Genomic DNA, 10,846 nt, shown 5'->3' on the forward strand with positions numbered 1-10,846 from the left:
ATGGAACGCGAGTATAGCTCAGCTGGTAGAGCGCAACCTTGCCAAGGTTGAGGTCACGAGTTCGAACCTCGTTACTCGCTCCAATTTCCTCTGATTCATAATCAAATCCCTCTCTTAATAAAATAATAAAAAACGCCATATAAAATTGTCGAACGCTTAATTATACCTAAAGTTAATAAAACCCCTGGTGTTTACTGCATTACTAAACCTAACTGCTCCGGCTGTTAGTTATACTGGACCTCCCTTCGTTTATTTCACACATTGCCTTGATAACAGAACTTAGTAACCATATGACTCATTGATACTTTTTATCTCTGTGCTCAACCTGGCATCGTATTTTTATTGCGGGTGGCGCCCAGGAGCGGGTTAATATTTGTCGCGGTGACGATAATTATTTAAGGTTAGCCTTACTATTATCTTCCCTCTAGACCTATTGTATTCTTTCATTGCAAGCCTAGCTTATCAGCCGATACTTACTCGCGGGTTGCCTAAACTCTGAGGTGTTAGTTTGAGTAATGGGCGGGGCGCCCAGCTTTTTTGAGCTATCCAGGTATTGCATTCACAGTGACTCAAAACCTTGGCCAATTAGCCTTTCATTGCCCTGGTGGTTTGGCAAAACCTCACAAAGTAACTTTTATTTTCAATTTAAAATTCTTCTAGGTCAGGGTGTTATTTTTTGAACATAATTTAGTCATTTCGCATTCATCTAGCTGCATTATTATCCATCACACTAAAAAAACAGCATGAGTATCGACGGGATAAAAAGGTGTTTATTACCTGGTGTCGATTCTCTGCTTAATTTTATTTTTGCTTCTTTTCTATTCTTAAGCTTTTGATTTGGTTGTTTTTATTTTATTTTCAGCCATGCAGTTCAAGCGAGTGCGCTTTATAACTATAAGAAAAGTTTTCGTTATAGATTTGAGTCTTAAATTTAAGTAATTGATGTGGCAAGCTTAATTTCCATTGGCGAAAATCTATTCAATTTCACACCTTAATTTGGTTGAATTTTGACCTTTCGTCTTGCTATTATGCCGCCTTTTTTATTCTGGTTGTGATTTAGCAGCTCAATAAAAGCGTACAGTTTTTGGTTCAATTTCTATGGACCAAGGGTTTTTATTGTCTTAATTCACTACCTTTGCCGTTTTTTGATTTCTCTTTTATATGAGATTTCAATTATTTACATAAATTATTTCAGGTGTAGCGATGACAGCAAAACTTAAAATAACTAAGGCAGGGATGTATAAGAGTTTATCTTTTTTACTGGTACTGTTCGTATATTTCCAAAGTGTGCAACCTGCACTAGCTGCAAGTGCACTAGGGCAACAAAAGACTCTGGTAATGTTGCTTAACTTTAAAGAAAATCCAAATGAGAAACCAGTGACCTCGGGTGAAGCAAATGACCTGGTGTTTGGAACTGTGAACGATTTCTACAAGGAAAACTCCTTTGGTCAAACCTGGCTTTCAGGTCAGGTTGTCGGTTGGTATACACTGCCGGTTTCCAATCAGGTATGCGATTATCCTGGAGTTCAGGATGCTGCCGATCAGAAAGCGATCGCCTCAGGTATCCAATTAGAGCAGTATGACCGTATCGTTTACTTAATGACTAAGACAGGCTGTGGGAGTGCTGGGCAGGGAACTATGCAGGGTACGCCATCACGTGCCTGGATTAACGGTGGTTTTGCAGCTAAAACGATCGCCCATGAGTTAGGTCACAACCTAGGTTTGTATCATTCGCGCGCCTTAGACTGTGGTGATAAAACCATTTCAGAACAGTGTACCCGACGCGAATATGGTGATACCTATGACGCTATGGGTGGACAAGATATTGGCTATTTCAATACGTTCCAAAAAGAGCGACTAGGCTGGCTTGAGGGGGCTCATGCCGCTAAAACAATCGAAGTGACTCAAAGCGGTACCTATTCAATTGCAAATTATGAAACTCAGAGCAACGAGCCGGTGACCATTAAGGTGCCTCGTGGTATCGATTCTACAACGGGTAAAAAGAGCTGGTTTTATATTGAATACCGCCAGTCGGTGGGCTTTGACGATTTCCTTGAAGCTCGTTCATATCAATTGTATCGAGAAGACGTGACCAGTGGTATTGTGATTCGCTCGGCTCTAGAAGGTGATGGAAATAGCAGCGATTTGCTGCATCTTAAAGCCGGCTCAGAGTTCTATCAAGCTACTGGTAGAAATGACTGGTATGATCCCGCCATGCCGGTTGGCGGCAGCTATACAGACCCGCTTTCAGGCGTAACCATCAACCTTAATAGTGCAAATGGCACTCGGGCCGAGGTGACGGTAACCCTAGATGGCTCTGACTCTGGCTCCGGTGGTGATAAGGGCAGTTGTGCAATTAACGCGCCGAGTATAAAGGCACAAGCCATTACGAGTAGTGCGGTTTTAGCCGGTCAAGAAGTGCAATATCAGGTGAGTGTTACCAATAATGACTCAACCGATTGTGCCAGCACCAGTTTTGATATCAGTACTGTGGTACCCTTTGGTTGGCAGGTAACGAGTGAGCAAGTAACTTTGGCACCGGGTGCGTCCGGGCAAGTGACTATCGCTGTTACTTCATCGCGAGAAGCCGTGGCAAAAGATTATTCCTTGTCAATTAAAGCAACTCACGGTGGCGATTCAGCTTATAGTGCGGCAACATCAGTGCGCTATACCGTGGTTGCCGATGAAACGATAGCGCCGGAAGTGGTAGCGGTTGACGATACGGTAGCCCTAAGTGCCAAGGTATCCGTCATTATCGATGTATTGGCCAATGATATTGTTGATGCACAAGCCTCGGCTTCTGTAACTTCATTCACTCAGCCTAGCAAGGGGACTGTAGAGCTGTTGTCAGACGGTACCTTGCGTTATACACCAGGGCGACGTTTTAAAAACACTGACAGTTTTAGCTACACCATTACCGATGGTAATACCCGCTCGACGGCTTATGTTTCTGTCAGACTACAATCGGACGGTGGTAACAGCGGTGGGCCTGGCAAAGGTAAGAATAAGTAGTAATAACGTTTGAAATTAAAAAAAAGCCTGGCTCTAACGAGTCAGGCTTTTTGGTATCTCGATTTAACTTTGCCTATTCAAGATTAATTGCCGATGTAGGTGCAGGGCACATCCCTTCTAGGTCCACACATTGAGGACATAAAGTACATGAAGCGTCTGCTGGTGTAGCATCAACTGTTTGCCCAAATGCTGTATCACCGCTTGCGTTAACTATATCCGTAAAGGCGCCTACGTAAAAACCTGGAGTACCGTTCTCACCTAACTCTCCTTCTCCGGGTACGGGAACATAACTACCTGAGTAGGTGGCGCAAGCGCCGGGGCTACCCGCTGGACTCAGATTTCCAATAAGATGTAAAGTTGGGTCTTTATTATCTTGAACTACTACACCAGAAATGGCTACTTCAGATTCATTACACACTTCACCACGGTAATCAACCTGCAGTCCATAGTCTAAGTAGTCGTTTAGCACTACTACCACATCACAATCTTTGGTAAGTGACAACTCACCTTTAGTGTCTTGAGGAGGACACTCAAAACTAGTCATGTCTTCAACTGCAACTTCACCACCATCTTCGATCGCGGCGGTTACCTCTGCATTGTTTGTAGGGCTATTTACGCCAATTTCAAAGGAGCCACTAAACATCTCGGTATCACCTGGCAACAAGCCGTCTTTGGTGTAAGTATGTAATTCGTCTTCAGGGTTCAAATCTTCGGCAGTGGTATCAATTGCCTTAATATCAAACAAAGGTAAAGTACCAGTGTTCTCAACAGTTAACTCATAATTGTATATTAGTGCGGTACCAGCCTCATTGAGTCCTCCGCCTGTACAAGTTTTAGTGATAGAGATTTCAGGTTCACCTGGGACATAGCAGAATGACACATGACTAAGGCCATAGTAATTGCCATTTTTTTCATTAACGGGAGAGTGAAGTCCCCCGTCCCATGTAAAACCAGTGCCTTCGTAGTCATAGAGGTTGCCATTAGGGCCACCTTTAACGAAAATGGAATAGATAACCCCGCCGCTGGACGTCCAGTCAAACGTTTTGTCTGGTCGAACATCTATAGTTACACTTAGATCGCCATCGCCGAGGTTCATATTACCCAACTCGCTCCCGTCGATGCGGTACTCTACGAGCCCATCGATATCACCCACTAGATCACTACAGGTGGGGTTTCCGGATTCAAACATTGGTTGAATACCTCTGTCGGATGGCGCCCCAGGGTCTTCGGCGAATGCATTTTGTGCGCAAAGGGTAAACCCTAAGACCAAAAACAGAGCAAGTAATTTGCTGTTGGTTAAGGTGGAACAACTAAACCCGCTTGTGCCCCACCATGAATTCATTTTGGTTTTCATAAAAGCTCCTTTGAGTATGGACAACAAACTGCGGCCCTATACACAGTGATAGTTAGTTATTGCCTAGTGAAACTTTTTACTTCGTACTTTTAGTACGTCGCTATGCTTATGAGCACAGACCATGCCAATTCTTAACCATATGTATTTATTAGAAATTATTTTAATTTGATAAGATGCGAGGTCTATGTTGTGTCATAGCCGATACACCCTAATTTGCTGAACTGCTCTCGGAATGTGATTAACTGTATGAATTTAATGAAATTTAATTTTTGGCGGGTTGATGTGTACAGCAAGGGACACAGTGTTCACCAGTGTTACACTTCTTAAGACACATAATTAATTGAGCGCTTCTTAATCATTCAGATCAGAAAGTTAAAATTTATAGTTGACCGAATTCAGTAATTCGTTAGACTACGCGCTCGTTCATACGGCAGAGTTCGTGGGAACGGTAGTTAGAATGTAAGATGGGAAGGGTCTTACTGCGTAAGTTAATGGTACAAGCTTTAGCTTATAGCAGGTCGGTGATTCTCATTATGGAACGCGAGTATAGCTCAGCTGGTAGAGCGCAACCTTGCCAAGGTTGAGGTCACGAGTTCGAACCTCGTTACTCGCTCCAACTTCCTTATTTCTGTTGCTACAATCATTTCAAGAGGGCGGAATGGCAGAGTGGCCATGCAGCGGATTGCAAATCCGTCTACCTCGGTTCGACTCCGGGTTCCGCCTCCATCCATACCAATTTTATTAAAGCTCTTATCATTCTTGCGGGCTAAATATCATGCTTACGGCGTTGGAATTTTTCTATGTAGAATAACTACATAAGAAAAATACTGCCTTGTTATCACATCATTTATCCAGTGCTATATCTGATCACATACTTAACAAAATTGGTATTACTTCTTCTCTTCTTTATTTTCAAATAATCCCTTTAATAATTCCATGGGTAATGGAAAGGCGATGGTTGAGTTTTTCTCGCCGGCAATTTCCGTTAATGTCTGCAGGTACCTTAGTAAGATGGCGTTAGGCTCTTTTGATAAGGTTTCTGCCGCTTCAACCAGTTTTTCTGAGGCTTCCATTTCCCCTGAGGCGTGAATTACTTTGGCTCTACGTGTACGTTCTGCTTCGGCTTGTTTGGCTATGGCCCGAATCATGGTTTCGTTAAGGTCGACGTGTTTAATTTCGACATTGGCAACCTTGATCCCCCAGCCGTCGGTGCGGGCATCTAAGATCTCCTGGATATCGGCGTTCAGCATATCTCGATTCGCCAGCATTTCATCCAGTTCATGTTGCCCCAGCACAGATCTTAGGGTTGTTTGTGCCAGCTCAGAGGTGGCCTGGAGAAAGTTTTCTACATTAATAATGGCTTTTTGTGGGTCGAGCACGCGAAAGTAAATAACCGCGTTGACACGCACCGAGACATTGTCCCGACTTATTACATCCTGGCTGGGTACATCCATGACTATGGTACGTAAATCCACGCGAACAATTTGTTGGATAAAGGGGATGACGATAATGAGCCCCGGCCCCTTTACCTTGTAAAAACGCCCGAGCAAAAATATCACGCCGCGCTCATATTCGCGCAAGATACGAAATGCGCTGAGGATGATTAGAATGAGCAAGAGTATTATGGTGCTCGAGAAGATCTGACTATTGGTTAAGAAGATTTCCATGGCTTACTCCTTGGCTGTAGGTGGCGAAACATACAATGTTAAGCCCTGAACTGATTCTATGGTGACCTGAACACCCTGTTTGATGGGGGTATCGCTGTGTGCAGCCCAACGCTCACCGTCAACGTCTACAAATCCCTGGCCGCAAAAATCCTGTTCGGCTATGGCTACTTTCCCAATCAGGCTTTCTTGACCTGAAACTATTGCTACATTTCGATTTCGCCATAAATAACCGAGCATAAAGATCACCACTAAGACTGTGGTAAAGGCGACGCCGGCTATTAGCGGAATGGAAATCTGAAAGTAGGGGCTTTGAGTATCGATTAAGAAAATTGAGCCTAAAACAAAAGCAGCAATGCCACCGAGCCCAAATATGCCAAAGCTCGGCACAAACGATTCGGCAACCATTAAAGCAATGCCTAACGCGATCAGCGCCAGGCCGGAGAAACTTAGAGGTAACATTTGAAAGGCATAAAGGGCGACGATAAGGCTGATGGCGCCAACGACACCGGCGACACCAATGCCTGGGCTGTAAAATTCCAGCAGTAGGCCATAAACGCCTATGAGCATTAATATATACGCTATGTTTGGGTCGGTAATGGTGGCAATAAAGTTAAAGCGCCAATCCGGCTCGACTGGCTGCAATTGAGCTCCTGCTAGCGTCAGCTTTATCTGTTGCTCACCGCTTTTGATGCTAAACCCCTCAAGCTGAGCCAATAGATCTGTGGGGGAGTCGGCCAGATGAGTGATGACGTTTTCTTTCATGGCTTCCGATGCCGTCAGGGTTGCCGCTTCGCGCACCGCTTGCTCTGCCCATTCGGGATTGCGTCCGCGTAGCTGCGCCAGTGAGCGAATATAGGCAATAGCATCATTGAGCATCTTCTTATCCATGGCGCTTGGGGTTTGCTCTTTTTCTCCTTGAGGCTGACCTTGCCCAGGCGCGGCGATATTCACCGGCGTTGCGGCGCCTAAGGTGGTGGCCGGAGCCATGGCGGCAATATGGCAGGCGTATAACAGGTAAGTGCCGGCGCTGGCGGCGCGAGCACCTTGAGGATACACCAGACAAGCGACGGGAACAGAGGAAGTTAATACCGCTTGGTTAATTTGCCGCAAACTGCTGCTTAATCCGCCAGGAGTGTCCAGGGTGATCATCAGCAGGGGCTGTGACAGAGCATTGGCCTTATTGATTTGGCGAACGACAAAATCTGCCACTGCGGGACCGATAGCCCCCTCTATGCGGATCTCCTGGACTATGTTTGTTGGCTGCTGCTCTGTTGGTTGTTGCGCCAAAGAGTAAAATGTGGTCAACAGCAAGACTAAGGCGAAAATTCGTATCATGATCACAATGAACTTGATGCTTTTGTCAAAGTATAGTCCCAGTTGGAGTGCTGCGTTATTTACAACTAATATCAAAGCAATACCGACAATACGCTAAGCTGGGCGTAGTGAGTTGATTAACAATGACCATGATCGAGACCTATCATCTCCTTGAAGCGCTAGGCGGGTTGGGGCTTTTTTTACTGGGCATGACCATAATGACCGATGCCTTATATCAACTTGCTGGTCAGCGGATCCGTAATGCCTTGATGTCCTTAACACGTAGCCCTGTGTCCGGAGCGTGCACTGGAGCCTGCAGCACGGCTATCCTTCAGTCTTCAAGCGCCACTACTGTGGCCGCCGTCGGTTTTGTTTCAGCCGGGTTGTTAACCTTTAAAGAATCCTTGGGGATTATCTTTGGTGCCAATGTAGGCACGACCATAACCGGCTGGTTAGTGGTGTTGATAGGTTTTAAGCTTCAACTGACCAGTTTGATCTTGCCTTTATTGCTGTTTGCCATGGTTGCTAAGTTGTTTTTAAAGGGAAAGCGAGCCTCACTGGCCATGGCGGTAGCGGGATTTTCCGTTATTTTTGTTGGCATCGGCATGATGCAAAGTGGTCTGTCCGGGTTTGAGCAGGTATTAACACCAGAAACCTTTGGTCCGGATACCTGGCTTGGCAGAATACAACTTTTGCTCCTTGGGGTCGCCATTACCCTGGTTACCCAGTCCTCAAGTGCCGGCGTAGCGGCGAGTCTCACCGCCTTGTATGCAGGTAGTATTAACTTTCATCAAGCCGCCGCCTTGATCATAGGCATGGATTTGGGTACTACGGTGACTGCTTTGGTTGCGACCTTGGGTGGCTCGGTTGCATCGCGACGGACTGGCCTTTCGCACGTAATTTATAATGTCTTAACGGCAATGATGGCGCTGTTGCTTATTACACCCTTTGTGTATCTTTGGCAATGGCTGTTCACACAATCAGTTGAAACCCAGGCGCAGCTGGCTCTGGTGGCCTTTCATACGCTCTTTAATGTCTTGGGGCTGTTTTTGGTTTTGCCTTTTACCAATCAGTTTGAGCACCTCATGCGAATGCTGGTTCCTCAACGGGGGCAGTCGTACACCGAGGCATTGGACAACACCTTATTGCGGGATGTGGACCTTGCTTTAAAAACGGTTCATGCCAGTGTGTATCGGCAATTTCATGATCTCCTCTGTTATCTTCGCACTCGGCTAAAGCCGGGAGACTTTGTTAATGCTCCCTCTTTTCCCGAGCTTCAAAGTGCACTGGACGAAACCCATGTCTATGTTGACCTGATCCATTTACAGCAAAAAGATAAACCGAGCTGGTCTCAGTTACTGGAGCTGATTCATATTCTAGATCATATGCAGCGTTTGCATGAAAGATGCAAAGTCTTGGGTGATGCCCCATGGTATGACAGAGATGGCGAACTTATTATGAGAAACGGGCATTTTAGCGCACTCCTTATAAATACGGAGCAAGCCCTGAATAATATGATGCTGAGTATTAATGAAGGTGACAACCTCCGTTTGTGGCAACAGGCGCAGAGCCTGGGTGACGAAGTGGAAAGCGAGTTAGCGAGGGCCCGAGCTCAGCGGATGCATGATATAGCCGTAGGCCGGCTGGGGGTACCAGAGGCCGAGGACTACTTGGAGCAATATCGGCATCTGCAAAAAACTATCTACCATATTCGCCGGGTTTGTTTGCATCTTAATCGGTGGCAAGAAATTAAATAACAAAAAAGGCCGCAAGTGCGGCCTTCATTATTACTCCCAAATTCCCGGGGGTAAGTCCTTATCCAGCTTTTTATGGTCGCGACGATTAAAAGTGGGTACGTCTCCAGCCTTAAGTTGTCTGCGATAGTCTTTAGCTAACCAGATCACCACGCCTGAAAGCATAAACAGAGCGATAACATTGACGATGGCCATCATCCCCATGGAAATATCTGCAAGTGTCCACACCAGCTTAATCTCACCGAGCGAGCCAAACATAACCATGGCGAGCACCAATAAGCGGAAGATCAACATGCCTTTTTGATGGTTGTGCTCCAAAAACAGCAGGTTGGTTTCTGCATAAGAGTAGTTAGCAACGATAGAGGTAAAGGCAAAGAATAAAATAGCGATGGCGATAAAGGTTGAGCCCCATTCACCAACGTGTGTCACTAATGCTTGTTGGGTTAAGGCAATGCCGGTCAGGCCAGAGCCAGGTTCAAGTTGACCCGATAATAAAATCAGCGCCGCCGTGGCACTACAGATCACTAAGGTATCAATAAATACGCCAAGCATCTGCACATAACCCTGAGAGGCCGGGTGAGGCGGGTTAGGCGTAGCCGTGGCGGCGGCGTTGGCAGCACTACCCATACCAGCTTCATTTGAAAACAGGCCGCGCTTTATGCCTTGTATCATAGCCTGCATAACGCCATAACCAATGGCGCCGGCACCAGCCTGCTCAATACCGAAAGCATGATCAATGATCAGCATAAATACGCCGGGCAATTGCTCCGCGTTGACCGCACATACATATATAGCCAATAGAAGATAAGCAATGGCCATAAAGGGCACCACGATTTCGGCAAAGCGGGCAATGGTTTTAAGGCCGCCGAAAATAATAAAGCCGGAGCCAATCACCAGGGCTATGCCAACAGCATACTTGGGAATATCAAAGGCCACATTAAAGGCTGCGGCAATGGAGTTAGCCTGTACGGCATTAAAGACCAAGCCAAAAGCCAGGATAAGGCAGAGTGAAAATAGCACCCCCATCCAGCGCTTACCTAGACCAAGCTCCATATAATAAGCTGGGCCACCACGGAAGTTGCCTTCTTCATCTTTTATTTTGTAGGCCTGGGCCAGGGTGCTTTCAGCGAAACTGGTGGCCATACCTATTAGTGCGATAAGCCACATCCAGAAAATCGCGCCCGGACCACCTAGGTATAAGGCAACGGCAACGCCGGCCATATTACCGGTACCAACACGAGCGGCAAGTGAAGTACAGAAAGCCTGGAAGGATGAGATACCGCCTTTGGCTCCTTCACGACTAGCGAACATGACTTTAAAAGAGTACCCAAAGTCTCGAAATTGAATAAAGCCCAAACGAACAGTGAAAAATACACCTGCAGCTATCAGCAGATAGATAAGTACATGCCCCCAAATAAGGCCGCTAATAGCGTTAGCGATTTCGGTCATAACAAGAGTACCTTTGAACGAGTAAAAAATTGAGGCGCAATCTAGCATATAGACGAGCAAACTTTTAGTGCCTTAGTACATAAGATAGCTAATTCATTTGGTTATCCACAGGAATTTGTGAATAACTGGTGGGTAGGGTGTAGTTAAAAGTGGGGGTGAAATCTTTTTGTCATTTTCTTTAAAAAAGGGGTTGCGTCGAAATCGTTTCTCCCTATAATGCGCATCCACCGACACGGAGCACAACGCTGAAAAGCAACGAGCAAAGTGGTCGGGAAAGTTAGACGGAAAAGTTACTT

6 protein-coding genes and 3 tRNA genes are annotated in these 10,846 nt (G+C 45.9%); 5 read left to right on the plus strand and 4 right to left on the minus strand.

Annotated features, from left to right (window positions below):
- Nucleotides 1-7: 7 nt before the first annotated feature.
- Together C2M35_RS00955 and C2M35_RS00960 are read left to right on the plus strand one after the other, a co-directional pair.
- Nucleotides 8-83: transfer RNA gene (locus C2M35_RS00955), tRNA-Gly, on the plus strand.
- A 1,120-nt stretch (nt 84-1,203) separates the two neighbouring features.
- Entirely contained in the window at nt 1,204-3,012 is a 1,809-nt protein-coding gene (locus C2M35_RS00960; RefSeq protein WP_105264417.1) for an Ig-like domain-containing protein, read from the plus strand.
- A gap of 73 nt (nt 3,013-3,085) precedes the next feature.
- Here the strand turns inward: C2M35_RS00960 and C2M35_RS00965 are convergent, their stop codons facing one another.
- Complete coding sequence (locus C2M35_RS00965; RefSeq protein ID WP_105264418.1) at nt 3,086-4,366, minus strand: hypothetical protein; 1,281 nt, start codon at nt 4,364-4,366, stop codon at nt 3,086-3,088.
- 540 nt (nt 4,367-4,906) lie between these two features.
- Here C2M35_RS00965 and C2M35_RS00970 point away from each other — a divergent pair.
- Both C2M35_RS00970 and C2M35_RS00975 read left to right on the plus strand, forming a co-directional pair.
- Nucleotides 4,907-4,982, plus strand: a tRNA-Gly gene (locus C2M35_RS00970).
- Between the two features lie 36 nt (nt 4,983-5,018).
- Nucleotides 5,019-5,092 (plus strand) — tRNA-Cys (locus C2M35_RS00975).
- 164 nt (nt 5,093-5,256) lie between these two features.
- Here C2M35_RS00975 and C2M35_RS00980 read toward each other — a convergent pair.
- Together C2M35_RS00980 and C2M35_RS00985 are read right to left on the minus strand one after the other, a co-directional pair.
- Entirely contained in the window at nt 5,257-6,033 is a 777-nt protein-coding gene (locus C2M35_RS00980) for a slipin family protein (RefSeq protein ID WP_105264419.1), read from the minus strand.
- A gap of 3 nt (nt 6,034-6,036) precedes the next feature.
- Complete coding sequence (locus tag C2M35_RS00985) at nt 6,037-7,368, minus strand: NfeD family protein (protein ID WP_199774374.1); 1,332 nt, start codon at nt 7,366-7,368, stop codon at nt 6,037-6,039.
- 122 nt (nt 7,369-7,490) lie between these two features.
- Here C2M35_RS00985 and C2M35_RS00990 point away from each other — a divergent pair, with 122 nt between their 5' ends.
- Entirely contained in the window at nt 7,491-9,104 is a 1,614-nt protein-coding gene (locus tag C2M35_RS00990) for a Na/Pi cotransporter family protein (RefSeq protein WP_199774373.1), read from the plus strand.
- Between the two features lie 30 nt (nt 9,105-9,134).
- On the opposite strand, the gene C2M35_RS00995 is transcribed toward C2M35_RS00990, so the two are convergent.
- Nucleotides 9,135-10,550 carry an alanine/glycine:cation symporter family protein gene (locus C2M35_RS00995; protein WP_105200430.1) on the minus strand — a complete coding sequence of 472 codons (1,416 nt, stop codon included), beginning with the start codon at nt 10,548-10,550 and terminating at the stop codon, nt 9,135-9,137.
- Between the last annotated feature and the right edge of the window lie 296 nt (nt 10,551-10,846).

The sequence above is a fragment of the Pseudoalteromonas sp. T1lg76 genome, from assembly GCF_002964725.1.
GTDB lineage: Bacteria > Pseudomonadota > Gammaproteobacteria > Enterobacterales > Alteromonadaceae > Pseudoalteromonas.

Bases quoted from the DNA above. Each gene is read 5' to 3' on its own strand.
- C2M35_RS00960 (WP_105264417.1), top strand. From the start codon at position 1,204: ATGACAGCAAAACTTAAAATAACTAAGGCAGGGATGTATAAGAGTTTA.
- C2M35_RS00965 (WP_105264418.1), bottom strand. From the start codon at position 4,366: ATGAAAACCAAAATGAATTCATGGTGGGGCACAAGCGGGTTTAGTTGT.
- C2M35_RS00980 (WP_105264419.1), bottom strand. From the start codon at position 6,033: ATGGAAATCTTCTTAACCAATAGTCAGATCTTCTCGAGCACCATAATA.
- C2M35_RS00985 (WP_199774374.1), bottom strand. From the start codon at position 7,368: ATGATACGAATTTTCGCCTTAGTCTTGCTGTTGACCACATTTTACTCT.
- C2M35_RS00990 (WP_199774373.1), top strand. From the start codon at position 7,491: ATGACCATGATCGAGACCTATCATCTCCTTGAAGCGCTAGGCGGGTTG.
- C2M35_RS00995 (WP_105200430.1), bottom strand. From the start codon at position 10,550: ATGACCGAAATCGCTAACGCTATTAGCGGCCTTATTTGGGGGCATGTA.